Source organism: Pseudovibrio sp. Ad37 (assembly GCF_001623075.1).
Taxonomy (GTDB): domain Bacteria; phylum Pseudomonadota; class Alphaproteobacteria; order Rhizobiales; family Stappiaceae; genus Pseudovibrio.
Window position 1 is genome coordinate 1 of sequence record NZ_LMCF01000109.1, and the last position, 16,754, is coordinate 16,754.

Consider the following 16,754-nt stretch of genomic DNA (forward strand, 5'->3'; position numbering starts at 1 on the left):
TTACTCGTTGCGTGAAGCCCAAATAATCATCGAAAGGTGGAGGATACACTACAATACCAAACGCCCCCATAGTGCGCTGAACTTCCGCCCACCGGCTCCTGAAGTAATCATTCCAGTAGACCAAAGGCCAGTCATGCACTAACTTTCAAACCGGACCACTCAAGTGGGGCTGATCAATAGATACCTCTTCTCCGGCTTTCACAAGCGCATTTGTCTTTGTATTCGAAGTGTTATGGCCCTTGCTGTTTTGCCCGGAAACACTCCCAGAAACACCAACAGATACTCCGTTAAGCCCAACTCCGACTGTCCCTTTGATGCCAGCAGATCGCTCAGAAGATTTATTGCTGGAAGACGTCTCGGTTTCAGCTGCCTCAAGAGTGATGTCACGGCCAGCTTCCAGCGTTACATCACTTTCTGCAGACATCTGTGTGCCTTCAGAGATAATGTCCCGACCAGCTTTGATGATTAGATCCTGACCAGCATTTACCTGCCCGACGCGCTCACTGACTGTTTCGCTCGTAAAGCGCGATTTCTTTGAAATTGCCCCAATACCGACTTCAAAAGAAACAAATTGAAAAATTCGTAGATCAAATCTGATCTGACAAACCGCTACCGTCAAAACGGTTACTGTCAGATCAAGTCTGAACTTCTACAAATCAAACTGTCAGGAAACTGGGACGAACTCCACACCAAAGCGGTTAGGTACGATCGCACAACTTGTAGCAAACAGGGGCTTTGTCAAATCCTTCTAAGAAAAACCACAGGTTGTGGCAATTGGGACATTTTAGAAGGTGTTTGAACTGTGCGTACAATCCTTCGGTGTCAATAGCATTCGAATATTGATCATATTCAACATCTGAAATGAGAAGCCATTCATTGGGGTTTGGAATAGCTCCAATGTCGATCCGCTCGCCACATGTGCAAGAAAATGAGGCATGTTTTCAATTCCCTATTATGATAATGTCGGTTATCTTGGTGGCTCCTGCACCATTAACACGTGCTAATACATTCCCTAACTGCTCAGCCTTTACAGATGAGTTTGTTAGGTCAACAACAATTCCCATTTATCGAAGTCATTTGTGCAGATGGTGGATATCAAGGCAAGATCGCGCAAAAGGCGAGCCCTCGGCCTCTTCAGATCGTTAAACGAAATCAAAAAGCGTTTCAGGTCTTACCGAAACGCTGGATCGTAGAGCGTACCTTTGCATGGCTTGGCATAAACCGCCACTTCCCAAAGGACATTGAACGATACGCCAGAACCAGTGAAGCACTGATAAGCGCTGCAATGATTAAGCTGATGGTCAGAAGACTTGCTCGATATAACTATTCTTGAACAGACTCTTAGCGCTCCATGACATCACTTAGCTCATGGAGTTTTATGTGCAAGATCGCAATAAATCGAGTCTATTTTGATGTCCAAATCACTTTCAAAATCATCACTGTAAGTGGATATTCCAAGCTCCTCTACATCCATTCCATAATCAGAGATAGTGACTTTCAGCCCCATTCCTTTGAGGATGTTATGAAGTTCTTTAAGGGGGTTGTTCAGCAGGTCGATTCCTGACCAGAGAAGTGTGCATTTACCTGCGTTCTCCTCCCGAAAAATTTCGGCTCCTTACATCGACCATTGGCATCATAGAAAACATGTATTTGCTGGTTTAAGATTTCACTTGTCGGAAAACTAGCCGTCATTCCACTTTTAAGGAACACGGTGTGCCCGGGAAATGAATTAGTAACATCCTTGAATGTGCTCTCATTGCTCAAAATAACCTCGCCCTTGTAAGGATTTCCAGTTGGTATATCTTCAATTGCAAGATAAGGTTTGAGCTGCATAGATAACTCACTTTCTTGGAATAAAATCTTCTGGATCTAAAGAATCCACGTAGTCAAGCATTTCTTTTATGGCGTCGTCATACTTGTCTCCAAACTTGTTTCTAATATCATCCAAATCCATCTGGACGGCCTCCTTCAGCTTTCCTTCTTCAAGAAGTTTGCGCTGTTTTTCTCGATAAGCTTTTGCTTCATTTGTAGAAACGCCAGTCTTTGCAACAGTCCCTGTTAGAACAAAACTGGATAATCCATCTGCGGTTACAGTAAAAGCGCTATCTCGCGTAACTCTTAAGCATGAGAAGTGCCTCGTTTGAGCTTTAGCATATGTATCATCTGACTGAAGACCAAAAGTTGGAAGTTGCTCATATGTAATCGTTAGTTTCAATCGATTTTAAGAACTGATTCCAGTCTCCTAATAGACGAATATCGTCTTCACTTCCGATGTCTGGCGCTGAGACAAACACAACATCTCCGTTTTCGACAATGAAACCGAACTGCGTCCCTCCGCCATCAGATGCAAAGAAGTAGTATTTTTCAGGATAGGCTTCCAGGTTAGGCTCTCGAAAAGCTTGCATTTCTTGCCTCGTCCATAGAGCCAGATAACCAGCCCCTAACCAACCTTCTGCACCTGAGCACAGTCTATGAGATTGAATAAGCTCGAAATCTTTGCTAAGTTCGGGCCAAATGTCCGAGTATTGCTCAGGATAGTATGCTTGAGGTCGTTTGCTCAAACTCTTACAATTCCTAATGTTTATCCTCGCGGCGATTAACAACCTCCCCCACATTTTACTAAAAGAGGTTCTTAAACGATTAAGGATAGTTTAAGCGTTACCTAGGTCTTTCTGTTTTTTTAAAAAAACTGGATTCACCCAAACTTTAAGATTTTCGGGCTCAGGTAAGTCACTGTAATCTGCCTTTGTTATACCATCCAAGAATTCTCCAAAACTCTTTGAAACCAATTCTAATAAATTTGTCTCATGGTCCCAGAAAAACACTGAAGTCATATCCGTTCTTTTAAAAACGAAATAATTCCCGCCAGAAGCCTCTGCGAATGCAATCAGTTCTGGGTCCCAACTTTCAACATCCAAGTCGCCGATTTTCTTAATCGGAATGAATTCTCGTATACCATAGCAACATTGCTTGGCTTGGGATGATCCTGATTCTATTTCAGCGTCTGTAAACTTTGCTCCATCATTTTCAAGGCAAAAACTTGTAAAAGATCCCGAAAATTTCACTGCGTTTTTTTCTTCCGCAAGCGAGACTAGAGCCTCTGTGGTTTTCTTAGTAGAGATGATTAATTGTTTATACAACAATCAAAACTCCTTCGTTTAATAGAAACCAAACAACACTACTTGACTGCCAAAAACGCATCGGGAAACCTTGGTGGCTAAACTTAAGTTAAATTGATAATTCCGAAGAATATTCGTTCAGAACTTATACATCCGGAGTAATCAAATAACTTGGAAGTTTTTTGCTTGCATTTAAAACTTCGACACCGATCAATCGGCCATCTTCGTCGAAATCAAGATGTATCTGTCCATCGACCTCGTTCGGATCACAACAATAAGTGAACCCAAATCGAGATTGGTCATCCTTAGACGTAAACTTGATATACGCAGCATCAACCGCATCATCATAAGTCAATTTCATTGCCTGTTCCTCAAGTTGTTCAAATAGTTTTCAGGTTTCCTCGGTCTAATGACGGTAGTAATACGTTCGCCAACGCCAACAAATGTGTTGGTTGCTGCATCGTAGTAGCCATTTTGCATACGACCATTCTGTATGTACTCGAATGGTTGCTGATCTAATGCCTTTGCGATGCTATCATTTGAAATGCCACGTCCCGTTGCTTGACCTGAAGCATGAAAACTCATTTCTCGACCTTGTATCCATACTACGGAATTTCCGGCCGTATCTGTTTTGACAACGACCCGTTCAGGATCGTGATTCGCATCAGTGTTATATAGGACGTTAAATCCGTTGTCAGAAAGATCGGCGGTCATTCCTTCGAGAATCGTGTCTGGCATTCTTTCACCGTTGACGAAACCCTGATCAACGACAAAGCCTTTATCTTCAGGAGTGACAAACACTCGTAGGCGAACTTCTTCACCAGTTGGGTACGTAATAATAATATTACGAATTAACTCATTCCCAACACCAGCAATGGTGATCAGCTTTCCACCTTCTGCTTTTATTTCCTCATGTATGTCATCGTCAGCCGCGCGATCCCTATTCAAGACGACAAAGGCTAATGCCAAAGCTGATGTAGAAGTTGCTGTCTTTTCTTGCTCATCTTTGATTTCATCATAGGCAATTTTTCCTCCAGTCAAGAGAGCAAGAACAAGTGTAACGCTCTTTAAGCTAATACCAGCTCCTCCAAAGACACCTCCGCAAAACAAGGCCGGAGCGAGCGCATGTGCTTTTGGGATGATCAAATCCCAAATACTGAAGCTCGCCGTCTGTCCTGATGCCTGACAGGCTTGAAGTTGTGCAATTACTTTCGGGTCATCGAGATGTTTTTTTATTTCCTCTACAGCTGGTTTGTCTGCTTCTGGAATTTTGTCATCTTCAAGCATCTTATCGATGATAATTTCTGTAACTTCAGCGACTTTTGCACCTGCTTCAATGGCTGCCCTCACAGCCGTATCGCTCATGTAAACACCAACATACTCTTCTTCATCCTTGGTGATTTCCTGAGCAGCATCTATGTCACGGTTGAGATTGGCAACGTTCTCCGTCTCACCGTTGTCCTCCAGCTCCTGCTGCTTGTCCTCATCGCGGATGATGATCTCACCTTCGCCGACTGTGGCACGGGTGATTTGCTCTTTGTCTTTGCTACCGTAAGAGCCTTCGACGGATCCCCCAGGAGTTACCTGACCTGGCTCGACCTTAGCTTCACGTTGCTTCAGCTCTGCCTCAGTTGGTTGATCAACCTTATCAACCACATCCTGTCCTGCGTCCTGTACATCACCCAAGGTTTCCTGAAGAGCATTATCGCCTTCAGTGGTCATGGAAAGGCTTGCGGAAACGCTCACGCTGGTCTGGCTGGATTTGTCGTGATCCTCAACATCAGAGAACGTGAGTGTGCCCGTATCAAGCTTCAGATCACCGCTGTCTGAGTTGATGACACCACCTTTGAGGTCAGTGTTGTTTTCGACCCGAACATCGACTTTGCCTTCTCCATAAAGCCCTGACTGCTCACGCACCCAAGCTTTTGAAGAACTGCCATCAGCCAGATTGACACTGCCATTTACGCTGACGCTATTTGAATTGATACTGAGGCCCGCAGAACCACCACGGGTTTTGTTTTTGCCGGAAGCCGTATCCTGAAGGCTCTCGATGTTGAGATCACCACCAATATCAGCGGTGATCGTTTCACCTTCTACGCGGGCGCCTTTCAAAATTGCATCCTCACCAGAGGTGATAGATACATCCTCACCAGCCCTCACGAGTGCATTTGTCTTCGTATTCGAAGTGTTATGGCCTTTACCGTTTTGACCCGATACACTCGCAGAAACACCAACAGACACTCCGTTAAGACCAACTCCGACTGTCCCTTTGATGCCAGCAGATCGCTCAGATGACTTATTGCTGGAAGACGTCTCGGTTTCAGCTGCTTCAAGAATAATGTCACGGCCTGCTTCCAGCGTTACATCACTTTCTGCAGACATCTGTGTGCCCTCAGAAATAATGTCCCGACCAGCATTGATGATTAGATCCTGACCAGCATTTACCTGCCCGACGCGCTCACTGACTGTTTCGCTCGTAAAGCGAGATTTTTTCGAACTAACTCCAATACCGATTTCGTTGGAAATGAGTGGGCCAGTCGCCAGGGCCTGTGCAGCTTCCGCAGCTTTGAGGGCCGCTGAGGCTGCAGTTACGGCCTTATTAAAGCCACTCCCCTTACCTTTTGTCGCATCCTGCGGTGCGTTGATGAGGGCCTCGACATTTTTGCTCACGTTTTCTCTTATGGCAACTGTGAGCGCAATTTCATCTAGCTTATGGCTTTCTTCGTAGTTCTGCGTTTCACGAGCAGATGTGAGTTTAACATCATTACCGGCATCCAGCGTGATGTCTTCTTCTGCCGTTAATAAGGCCGCTTCAGAGGTGATGTCATTGTCAGCTGTTATCGTGAGGTTTTCGCCTGCATTTACATTGGAGACAATGCGTGTGGTTCCGTTTTGGTCGACTTTATCTTTCTGTGATCGGTATCCAACGGTGAAACCAAACCCGCCATCGACGCCATCTGCGAAGAAGCCGCTTTCTTTCTTCTGATCAAAGACTGAGCTTTCAGTTTCAGAGGTTTCCAGAAAGACATTCTCGCCAGAAAGAGTTACATCCCCACCACCGACAACAGATGACGCCTTAACCGTAAGGTCCTTCTCTGCATCGAGCGTCAAGTCTATGCCAGCAATAAGAGTAGAAACAGCGTAGTTCTCACTCGACACATTGCGGGTATGGCTTTTCTTGGACAGGAAGCCAGTTGACTTTTCGTAATTTTGCGAGGTTGCCTCGCTACTTTGCCCTTCAATATTCAAGGCCCCACCAACATCAACCGACAGATTTTCGCCTGCGGCCAGCGTTGAGGCAATGATATTAGTATCCTGTCCAGATATGATCTTCAGGTCATTTTCGACATCCAAATTGGAACCGATGATTGTTTCTTCATAGGAATAGTTTTTTTGGTTGAGACCACCACCAAAGATCCCGCTTCCCTTTATCTTCAGTTTAAAATCAGTCTCAACAATGTCTGTGACGGCTGCAATGGTGACTTCATTGCCCGCGCTCAAGGTGGCATCACCGCCAGAACTCAGTTTCACACCTTCAAACTCAATGTCATTGTCTGCTGATATAGACAGGTTAGAACCGGCGTTAACCTCAGCAAGTTCATGAGTCAGGCTGAAGACATTGTCATGCCCTCCCTTAAAATAAGACTCACGATTACGTTCCAACCCGATCCCGACAAGTTCTACATCACCGCCTGCAGTCAGGTTCATATCAACACCGGCAGAGAGTAATCCGCCACGAGATGTAATATCTCCAGATGTGTCAATCGCCAGATTGTTAAGCGCAGAAATTTCGGCTTTGGCCTGAAGACGATCAGCATAGCCCTGACTGCTCAGATCTCTGGTAATGAGCGTTTCATTCAGGACGTTTTTCGCTATGATTGTAACATCTGCACCCTGAACAGTGCCGGACAGGTTCGTGAAATCATCGTCTGTACTGATAGAAAGAGTCTCTCCAGACAACAACCGGCCACCAATATTGGCAATTGTGTCCGTCCCTTCGATTTCCAAATCTTCTAAAGCAACAATATCACCACTATTCGTGAGAGTGCCTGCTGTGATGCTGGTGTTCTTCCCTGTAAGACGAGCACCAGAAGTCGGTTGAGGAGCAGAAGCCAAGTAAACACGAGGGACAAGGACTTCTTCACCATCAATCAACTGGTGCTCAAGCCAGACGATATCTTCAGTAAGACTAGCAACCATATCTGGCGACAGTGATGTGCCGACCGTCAAGTTCAAATGCTCACTCGCGTCTACAGCATTGTTGTAAAGCCGCTCAAGCTGGGCGCGTTCATCAGTTTCTTCATTGAGGTATCGCCTGCCAGTTAGCTCAAAAATCTGATCCCGGATAAGCCTCGTTTCAACAAAACCATCCCCCAGACGCTTTTGTTTCGGTCCAGGTTTATCAAGACCAACTTTTTTCAGAAAATAATCTGAACCAAGGTATTTACCCGGATCAATGAAATCAGGTCGCGTTTCAATCTTATAAGGTGCATCGGGGTCTTTATTGGAAACAAACAGATGCTTGCGATTTTGCAGGTTTTTGACACCATCTACGATTTGCTTCTTAGGCGGAGTTTGCTTTTCTATCTCTGGCAGGTCTGTTTCAGGAACAATCTTTTTCTGATCGTTTTTGGCCTCAATTTTTTTATCAGGCTGCGTTGAGACCACAGCTGAGGTCTTTTTAGTCTCAACTTTGGTCTCAACATGCGCTGAGGTGCTACCTGTTTCTGCTGATATATCAACATTGGTTTCCGTAGGCTCAACCTCTGACTGAGTGTCAACATCAGCTGAAGCGCTACCAGTTTGTGAAGCTGTGTCGACATCCGCTGAGGTGCTACCTGTTTCAGCTGATGTTTTAACATTTGCTTTTGCAATTTCGACCTCTGCCTGAGTGTCGATATTTGTTGAGGTACTGCCAGTCTCTGATGCTGTGTCGACATCCGCTGAGGTGCTACCTGTTTCAGCTGATGTTTTAACATTTGCTTTTGCGGTAACATTTTTAGACGTTGTGCCAACATTCGCAGTTGCAGTCGTAAGGTTGGTACCTGCGCGTAAATCAACATTCGTACCTGATACACTAGCATCATTAGAGACCTTGGAATTTGCAGGTCCTCCAGTTGCAACAGCCTCAACTTTTACTGCATCATTCGGGCCCTTTGCGGTCTCAGCAATTTTCCGGCTACCAGAAGACAGGCCAACTTGTTCGGCATGTTCTCTGATTGCCTCATTTTTTACGAAACCATCGACGTCAATTGTGAGATTATTACCTGCTTCAATCGTTCCGTAAATTGCACTCCAGGTTTCAGAAGAGTTCGTAACGTCTTCATTCTCCCATCGCCGCGTTTTCCAACTAGTGCATGCGCCAAATAACCGCGAGGAACAGCTTTTTTTCTTATGCTTTTCGATAACAACTGATTTCGTCTCTTCAACTAGATCACGCGCAACATTACTCAATTCATCTGCAATGATTGTAATGGAGCCATTTGAAGCAATCTGACCATAACTATTCTGCACAGTATTAGCTGAAACTAATAGCTCACCACCTGACAACAAGCGCGATGTATCTCCCGCAAAACTTGCAACTTCTTTTGTTTTTGTGATCGTAGTGTGTTTTTTAACAGAATGCCTTTTCCCTGCGGAGTAAGACTCTACAGGTAGGGTTTCAGTAGATTCTTCACTAGTGATTTGTGGCTCCGCGCTGAAGTTGCTTACTGTGACCGCACTAATCGTCAAATCACCTGCTACAGCTTCGACTACCCCACCTAATTCGTTGATTAGAGATCCGGCTCTACCCTTATCAAGTCCAATCAGACGGATGTTCTCTTCAGCGAGAATATCACCGCCCGTATTACGGACTTCACCATCTACTTTTGCGATAATGTTTTGCCCGGCATAGATAAGCCCGCTGTTTGCAAGGTTCTCCTGCAATGCGATTTCGACATCACCATCCCGAGAACCTACCCGGCCCTGGTTTGTGAAGTTCTCGGCATTGAGTACAACTCCATCTACACCACTGACCAAGGCATCTGCTTCATTGGAAACCGCCTTAGCGTTTGTGCCTGTATAGCCTGTTAGGGTCAAAATCCCATCAGATTTGAGTGTACCGTCACCCTGGTTTGCAATATTGCCATCAGATGCAATAACAAACGCTCCGGAAGTCTCAATCTCAGCAGTATTTGTCCAGTTCGAAGCGCTGCGCATTGCGATACCGCTGGATCCTACCTGAATGGTACCGGCATTGCTGAAACTTGATGAAGCACTCTCAAAGCCCTGCGATTTGATTTCACCGCCACTCCGATTGTGGAACTGAGCCACTTCCGCGTTGCTCGCACCTTGAATTCTTATGGTTCGATCACTTAGCAGCTTCCCGGAGTTCTTTACGGAACCATCGGTTTTAAGTGAGATACTCCCCTTTGAGGCTAGCTTGCCATTATTTTCAAAATCAGTTTTTAAATGGAGAGATAGTGTACCTGCACGCGCGCCCAAAAGCCCTTCATTCTTGAGAGATCCTATCCTTAGATTAGAACTTCCTCCGATAAGCTTGGCACCTTTTGTATTGGTGAACGCACCGGTGGCGCCGCCAGAGGTATTGCTCAGCGTCAGCGCACCTTCACTGGCAATATCGCCGCTGTTGGTCACTTTGCCATCAACCTTGAGTGTGGCATCATTCTTGGCAACAAGACGGCCAGAGTTGATCAGATCACCAGAGTTGGTGAGTTTTAAAGTTCCGTTCACGGCGCCAATCAGGCCATGGTTCTCCAGAGAGGACACCCGTGCTGTCACCGTAGACGCTTTGATCTCACCGCCAGCTGCATTGCTCAGTGCGTCAATGGCAGCATCAGAGCCAAGACCTGCAATCACCAGAGCCTGTTCAGCAAGCAACGTCCCGCTGTTGGTCAGATCACCGGCAAGAGTGAGGCTCAGGCCGTCCTTGGCCAGCAGCTCGCCGCTGTTTGCAACGCCAGCCTGACTGCTCAGGCTCACAGAACCTTCCGCAGAGCCGATCAGACCATCATTGGCAACAGAGGCAACCGCAGCCTCAATACTGGCCGCCCGAAGCTTGGCATCTTTTGTATTGGTGAACGCACCGGTGGCAGCGCCAGAGGTATTGCTCAGCGTCAGCGCACCTTCACTGGCAATATCGCCGCTGTTGGTCACTTTGCCATCAACCTTGAGTGTGGCATCATTCTTGGCAACAAGACGGCCAGAGTTGATCAGATCACCAGAGTTGGTGAGTTTTAAAGTTCTGTTCACGGCGCCAATCAGGCCATGGTTCTCCAGAGAGGACACCCGTGCTGTCACGGTAGACGCTTTGATCTCACCGCCAGCTTCATTCCTCAGTGCGCCGATGGCAGCATCAGAGCCAAGACCTGCAATCACCAGAGCCTGTTCAGCAAGCAAAGTCCCGCTGTTGGTCAGATCACCGGCAAGCGTGAGGCTCAGGCCGTCCTTGGCCAGCAGCTCGCCGCTGTTTGCAACGCCAGCCTGACTGCTCAGGCTCACAGAACCTTCCGCAGAGCCGATCAGACCATCATTGGCAACAGAGGCAACCGCAGCCTCAATACTGGCCGCCCGAAGCTTGGCATCTTTTGTGTTGGTGAACGCACCTGTAGCGCCACCGGAAGTATTGGTTAGCGTCAGCGCACCTTCACTGGCAATGTCGCCGCTGTTGGTCACTTTGCCATCAACCTTGAGTGTGGCATCATTCTTGGCAACAAGACGGCCAGAGTTGATCAGATCACCAGAGTTGGTGAGTGTCAAAGCTCCGTTCACGGCTCCAATCAACCCGCCATTGTCCAGGGATGACACCCGTACTGTCACGGTAGACGCTTTGATCTCACCGCCAGCTTCATTCCTCAGTGCGTCAATGGCAGCATCAGAGCCAAGACCTGCAATCACCAGAGCCTGTTCAGCAAGCAACGTCCCGCTGTTGGTCAGATCACCGGCAAGATTCAATACCGCGTCAGAATTTGTGCTGAGCAATTGAGTATTTTTTAGAAAGGACCGTGATGTAAGATTGAGCTCTTCGTCAAAACTCGTTATTTGCGCATTGTTGGTAATTGACCCGGCATCAACACCTACGCCATATCCCAACAACTCAGCGCCAATATCATTGATAAAATCATCTTGTGCCGTAATATTCAAGCTGCCGCTGGTTCCAATTAATCCTTTGTTTGAAAAATCTGAACCAGTTTTGACCGTGACACCATCGTTGGCTCGCACATCCCCTGTATTTTCAAATTTACCAGCCGCAGTCGCCTTGAAAGTTTTTTCACCTTTGTAAGTTGCACTTGATTGAATCTCTCCCGCTTTCAGTTCGATCCGACCAGAGGTGCGGAACTTGCCGCCTGAAACAACCAGATTTTCATCACTCTGGAGTGTTATCTGCTTAGCAGAAAAGATCTTTGCATCTTTTGCAGAAATTTCATGGGCTGTAAGCGTCAGCACATCTTTAGCAGCTAAACTGTCAAATTTGCGGTCGCTATCTGCATCAAAGAGGATTGCACGAGCTGAAAGTAATAGGCTACCCGAAGAGGTAACTGAGCCTTTCCCAACATGAGCAATGTCAGATACAAAGATGCTGATTTTATCAGCCGATCCAGTACTTTCCCCTTGATTATCAACTCCATTGACTATCTGGGCGTTAGAGCCAAGTTTTAAATTTCGGGCATTGATCGCAATTTCGCCCTGACTGCCGATAACGGCCTTTTTTGATAATGTTATTGCAGCCTTACCATAAAGCTCTATGGCCTCATCTGAGAACAAAGCCTTATCAATCTGAATACCTGAGTTTTGTGAGTTTGCAGTCAATTTGCCTTTGGAAGTTGCCCGGCCAAAGACAAGCTTACCATCAGCGGTCAGTCGCATTTGGCCAGCGTTAGCGGCCATGTCTCCCTTCATCCGCACACCTGCACCAGCATCGGTGGAAATCACATTAATCCGGCCAGCATACATTCCACCTAGCAAAGTAGAATCGATCGCGATTTCTGGATTAGCTGACCCACCTTTACGCTTCTTCACACTACGGTCAGCGTAGAAAAAGTCATTGTGCCCTGCACTTAGACCTAGATGATTTTTCGCCTTAACAGGACCGTCGATGCTGATCTTTCGAGAAACAATATCAAAGATATCCGTTTGGCTTAAGTCTGCACCTCGAGCACCAACACGAACTGAACCGCCCTCAACGCGCAGTCCTAACAATTCGCCATTCCTACCTAAACGCGGCGTTCCGGTTGTTAGTGTTACCCGTGGTGTATTGATAAACCCGCAGCCATCACACGTAAGACCATTAGGATTTGCAACCACAACATCAGCTTGAGCACCATGGACTTCAAGCATCCCCTCTAATGTCGAACGTCGAGTGCTTGTGACTTCATTGAGAATGAGAGAAGCAGCCCCGCTGTTCTTCAGGTTGGCGTTTCCGTGAACCAGTCCTCCCAGCTGTGAATGACTTAGCTCTTCAGTGGAGTTGTTCAGGATAGCACCCGATTCACCCACGTTAAAATCTTGATACTTATTGTGAGATAGTCCACCTGCATTCGGTGTTACGATATTAACGAGCGGAACCCCATTTGCCGTATTTTCAACACCAGCCTGATAGACAGCATCAGCATTCGCGTCTGCCGTTATCTCAGCCGCCTGTATAAGCAAAGGCTGTCCTGCCAGAATAACAGAAGTGATCGACGCAACTGTCTTTTGTGCAATACGCTTATAAGAACACGCATTTGCAAGCCGAAAGGAAGTAATATCGCAAATTTTCAGCATGAGATCAGCCCATTCGATAATAAATTAATAGGTGAAAGAGGCGCGTGCATAAAAAATGCCGCTATCAATACTCTTTTTAGAAACGGATGAAGGGTGAGCGAGGATATCGCTCAAGGCAATATCAAGGTTAAGCCGCCCACCGCGTGTGCGCAGACCTATCGTACCGCCTAGGAGATCCCCGCCCTCAATGCCGAGTTTGCTTTGACCAAATACCCGTCCCCAATCGACGGCCACGTAGGGCTCAAAGGATCCAAGTTGTTTGGCCCAAAGCTCGTTTGCTACAGGTGGAGCTTGATAGGTAAACTCGTTTCGAAGCAGGACAGCATTATTTCCAGAAAGCAGCGCATAAGAGAGCCCGCGAACACTTCCCAGGCCTCCGAGCGAAAGCTGCTCTGATCCATAAAGTCGGTCAGGCGACCATTGCCCGCTCAATTGACTTTCAAAGAGAAACCTTGCTTTAGCAACTTCAAAAGGTCTGACATACGAGGCAGAAAAATCCAGTTTGTTAAATTGGCTTCTGGGGAGTGTATTGACACCCTCTTCATCATCAAGCGTGCCCCATAAATCCAAACCTCGGCTGTAGCCTAAAGTAAATGTGGCACTGCCACCGGCCAGGCGACGGGCATGAGAAAGCTGCACTCCACCTGTCGTCATGTTGCGGCTTGAGAGTTCGATAAGCGCACCAGAAACGTAATTTTTTTGGGTTTTCCAACCCAGTGAAGAAGTCAGCGTTGTCTTCGAAGTCTGATCTCTATGCAAGACTTTTGAGAGCGCAAGACTGAGAGAACCACTATGCCCTGATGTAGAGATTGGAGCGAATAAGCCAGGTAACTCTGAAGCGTATTGAGATGCACTGGCACTCAGCCGGACCAACCAGTAGCCATAGGGTATTGAGTAGTTTAATTGCAATCGATCACTGGAAGGGACGCCTTTAGAGAAGTAGAACGGATGGCGCGACATACTACGCTGATATTTGGCCGAAACCTGATCACTCAACCCTAGAGGATTATCGAACTCCAAATCGATGGAGCTTTGATATTGACCTGTTGACTCACTGCCCAGATTATCGATTTCAGCTGAAACACGCCAGCGTTTGTTGGTCTTGCCATCAATAACAATTCTCGATGTCCCAGGCTTGCTACCAGCCTTCACGTCAGACTTATAGTTATTGGATGGCAGTCGGTTGAGCTGATCAATACCTTGTTCAATATCGCGCAGATTTATGGGCTTTCCAACAAGACCGGGGAAAACAACAGAAGCGAGCAGTGCTCCATTGCTTGTTGCATCGCGAATTGAGATCTCTTCCAGCTCGCCTTCAACCAGAACGATTTCCAGCACACCATCTGATAAATCCTGTTCCGGAAGGTAGGCTCGTGATGCAATGTAACCCATTGAGATATAGGAAAACGTTATCTTCTCAAGGATATCATTAATCTGAGCAAGGCCTACACATTGACCGAGAAATTCCGCCTTGCTCTTATCAATTTCATAATCAGATACGAGCGTGTTCCCGGAAACTTTTATCTGAGAAACATGAATGCAAGATTCATCTATTGAGGGTTGAGCGAACCGTTTTTGTGGAGCTTCCGCTTCTGGAGCTTTGAGCAGCTTTCGTTGTTCTTCCAATTGGCGAGCCCGCTCTCGGGCAGCTTCCTCTCGTTCGATACGCCGCGCCTGCTCCAGAGCGACATCTGGTATGATAGCAGCTTGCACAACACCACAAACCCCCCAAAAAGTGCAAACGCAAAGAACCCTCATGCCTGCATTACAAACAGCCATTTCTTAACTCGCAGGGCTTTGTTGAGGCAAATTTACGGCAGGCAATGTTCCGGAGCGCAGTGCATTATATGCTTTCGTAAAACCCTTCAGTGAGAAAACGATCTTTACTGTTTGTCCGTTTGCCAGACGAAATAGACCAGAAGCTTCATTTTTCTTTTTGAACGTCGAAATCACCGCATTTTCAGCTGGCAACACAGAAATGCAGCCAGTTGCGCTGCAAGTTAAAAACTGCGAATTCGATGATGTTTTTTTACCCCAGGCAAACGCAAACCCAGAAGGAAGGTGCAAATTCAACGGCGCTAAAATCGTGAATTGGAGTGCACCTTTTCCATCTTTGGCAAGTGCAATGTGAAGTACATCAACGGCACCATCTTCCTGCTCAACCTGAACGATTTGCGAAACCTCGCAGCTTGACGCTTTCACTGCGTTTGGTTCTGCAACTTCACAGCGATAAGACCAGCTGCCATAACGCTCAGAGAGCACTTGGGCGCCAACATCAACCAGTGATTGTATATTGAATGAAAGGAAAGCAAGAACTGCGACGAACGCAGAGAATAACGTTTTTGTCATGTATGATGAAGCCAACTGAAAACTGAATGGCTGCAATGTTTACGAATTGTAAAGATATGTGTCAATTACATCTAAATTGAAAAATTATAATTTATAATCATCTGTTTAAATATTTATCTAATGTATATTTTACGTCGCTTTCAAGCAAGATCTCTCACTTCAAGTGACTTACTATCAACATCTTAATTTGCATTACAATCGCACCGAAAGTGCTCGAATTCATTAATGCAACTCTGAAGGTAAGGTTCAATCTACAATTTTTCTCATCTATCAAAATTCTGACAAAGAAACTCGTGTCACACCCTGCGAATCCTCTGCATACACTGCAAACTCAACGTGTCTCGATAGAGATTAGGCACCCGTAAATAACAAGGCCTACTACGTCTGAAAAGAGAAGTGTAGTTGGGAAGGCATCCAATGTGGATCAGCTTGCAGTCCGTTATGTGTCACTCTTGCATCTCATAACATGAGGCAGAGCACATATGCTTGCCTCCTTGTCTTCAAATCTTAACCCTTGCAGAGAGCATCACCCTTCGCCATTCCTCAGGATATTTGGAAGTGGAAACAATCAGAAAGTGCAAGAGTATTATCGTCAAAGACGTTCAGAGACAGCGCGAATGTCATGTCCGGCTGGCTCTTGTTTTGGGAGACATTTTTGAGTTGATTGGTTCCGTTGTCAGAAGCTGTCATGTATCCGGCCTGTTTGCGCAGTTTTGACCATTGGCCTTGAGGGTTCCACAAACCAATTCCCAATCAGATATACAGGACATAATGCCCGAGCCATTCGGCGGGGTGTCTTGGTTTTAGCGGCTGTTTTCTACACCATAAAATTGTAAAATACTTGGTACGCGCCTTTGGTGCTCAATAGCCTTTTCAGGAGCAAACAACTTCATTTCCGCCCCCCTTCAACCCAACCTCAATCCTCTCCCCAACCGTCTCTGACAACACCCTAATCGGATGCGCGTCATGGTTCACATAGCGGTTGGTGATGGTCACGTTGCGGTGGCGTAAGAGATGGCTGATGAGGAAGGCGTTGCTTCCTGCTTGCGCGGCAAAGGTGCCGACCATGTGACGTAGGTCATGAATGCGCACGTCTGGAATACCTGCGTGATAACGTACTCGTTGCCACGCACTTTCAATTACCTCTATTGATATATGCCGTTCCTGGTCGTTGATGCGGGGAAGTACAAACGGTGATGCATCAATGCGCGGAATATCGGTAAGAATATCGAGCACATTTGCGCTCACAGGATGTGGTTTGCGTCCATCCCCTTTTCTTGAAGTGTCAATGAGCGTTCAAAATTGATCCGGCATCATCATTTAAAATTGACCCACCTTGGTTGGCACAAATCCAGCAGGCGAACAGCTCTCATCTAGCAGGTTCGTCTGCTGGATTTGTGCCAACCAAGGCTTATTAGTTTTGGGACTTTTTGCTCTGGGCAAAGCGGAAGGATGTATTACCCGTTTCGATAATTGAGCAATGATGGGTGATCCTGTCTAGCAGCGCGGTCGTCATCTTGG

At 46.5% G+C, this 16,754-nt stretch carries 13 protein-coding genes and 1 pseudogene; 3 read left to right on the plus strand and 11 right to left on the minus strand.

Going from position 1 to position 16,754, the window contains the following annotated elements:
* On the plus strand, nt 1–142 hold a 142-nt coding region (locus tag PsAD37_RS27655), incomplete at its 5' end, for an integrase core domain-containing protein (protein WP_153039653.1).
* 3 nt (nt 143–145) lie between these two features.
* Here the strand turns inward: PsAD37_RS27655 and PsAD37_RS16950 are convergent.
* Complete coding sequence (locus PsAD37_RS16950; RefSeq protein WP_063297165.1) at nt 146–619, minus strand: hemagglutinin repeat-containing protein; 474 nt, start codon at nt 617–619, stop codon at nt 146–148.
* A gap of 414 nt (nt 620–1,033) precedes the next feature.
* Between PsAD37_RS16950 and PsAD37_RS16955 the strand changes: the two genes are divergently transcribed.
* Nucleotides 1,034–1,333 carry an IS5/IS1182 family transposase gene (locus PsAD37_RS16955; RefSeq protein WP_063297166.1) on the plus strand — a complete coding sequence of 100 codons (300 nt, stop codon included), beginning with the start codon at nt 1,034–1,036 and terminating at the stop codon, nt 1,331–1,333.
* Nucleotides 1,334–1,840: 507 nt separating this feature from the next.
* Here PsAD37_RS16955 and PsAD37_RS16970 read toward each other — a convergent pair.
* The 8 genes and pseudogenes from PsAD37_RS16970 to PsAD37_RS17000 form a co-directional block, all read right to left on the minus strand.
* Nucleotides 1,841–2,215: a hypothetical protein gene (locus PsAD37_RS16970; RefSeq protein ID WP_063297169.1), complete on the minus strand. Its 375-nt coding sequence runs from the start codon at nt 2,213–2,215 to the stop codon at nt 1,841–1,843.
* Complete coding sequence (locus tag PsAD37_RS28120; RefSeq protein WP_153039779.1) at nt 2,193–2,405, minus strand: hypothetical protein; 213 nt, start codon at nt 2,403–2,405, stop codon at nt 2,193–2,195. The genes PsAD37_RS16970 and PsAD37_RS28120 overlap by 23 nt, the downstream gene beginning before the upstream one ends.
* A 246-nt stretch (nt 2,406–2,651) precedes the next feature.
* Nucleotides 2,652–3,143 (minus strand): SMI1/KNR4 family protein, encoded by a 492-nt coding sequence (locus PsAD37_RS16980; RefSeq protein ID WP_063297171.1) that lies wholly within the window; start codon nt 3,141–3,143, stop codon nt 2,652–2,654.
* Between the two features lie 121 nt (nt 3,144–3,264).
* Nucleotides 3,265–3,480 carry a DUF2283 domain-containing protein gene (locus tag PsAD37_RS16985; protein WP_063297172.1) on the minus strand — a complete coding sequence of 72 codons (216 nt, stop codon included), beginning with the start codon at nt 3,478–3,480 and terminating at the stop codon, nt 3,265–3,267.
* The gene (locus PsAD37_RS29685; RefSeq protein ID WP_370446618.1) at nt 3,477–9,320 is read right to left on the minus strand and encodes a hemagglutinin repeat-containing protein; all 5,844 of its coding nucleotides are present in this window, start codon (nt 9,318–9,320) and stop codon (nt 3,477–3,479) included. Before PsAD37_RS29685 ends, PsAD37_RS16985 begins: the two co-directional genes overlap by 4 nt.
* A gap of 2,652 nt (nt 9,321–11,972) precedes the next feature.
* Nucleotides 11,973–12,884, minus strand: a pseudogene (locus tag PsAD37_RS29690) (filamentous hemagglutinin N-terminal domain-containing protein); the annotation flags it as partial.
* Nucleotides 12,885–12,908: 24 nt separating this feature from the next.
* Nucleotides 12,909–14,597, minus strand: coding sequence for a ShlB/FhaC/HecB family hemolysin secretion/activation protein (locus PsAD37_RS16995; RefSeq protein WP_193778286.1), 1,689 nt, complete (start codon nt 14,595–14,597; stop codon nt 12,909–12,911).
* A gap of 69 nt (nt 14,598–14,666) precedes the next feature.
* Nucleotides 14,667–15,248 carry an invasion associated locus B family protein gene (locus tag PsAD37_RS17000; RefSeq protein WP_193778287.1) on the minus strand — a complete coding sequence of 194 codons (582 nt, stop codon included), beginning with the start codon at nt 15,246–15,248 and terminating at the stop codon, nt 14,667–14,669.
* Between the two features lie 543 nt (nt 15,249–15,791).
* Between PsAD37_RS17000 and PsAD37_RS28390 the strand changes: the two genes are divergently transcribed.
* Nucleotides 15,792–15,950 (plus strand): hypothetical protein, encoded by a 159-nt coding sequence (locus PsAD37_RS28390; RefSeq protein ID WP_193778288.1) that lies wholly within the window; start codon nt 15,792–15,794, stop codon nt 15,948–15,950.
* 156 nt (nt 15,951–16,106) lie between these two features.
* Here PsAD37_RS28390 and PsAD37_RS17005 read toward each other — a convergent pair whose 3' ends face one another.
* Together PsAD37_RS17005 and PsAD37_RS28575 are read right to left on the minus strand one after the other, a co-directional pair.
* Entirely contained in the window at nt 16,107–16,469 is a 363-nt protein-coding gene (locus PsAD37_RS17005) for a tyrosine-type recombinase/integrase (RefSeq protein WP_208991933.1), read from the minus strand.
* 178 nt (nt 16,470–16,647) lie between these two features.
* The coding region (locus PsAD37_RS28575; RefSeq protein WP_244272538.1) for an ATP-binding protein at nt 16,648–16,754 on the minus strand (107 nt) is incomplete at its 5' end.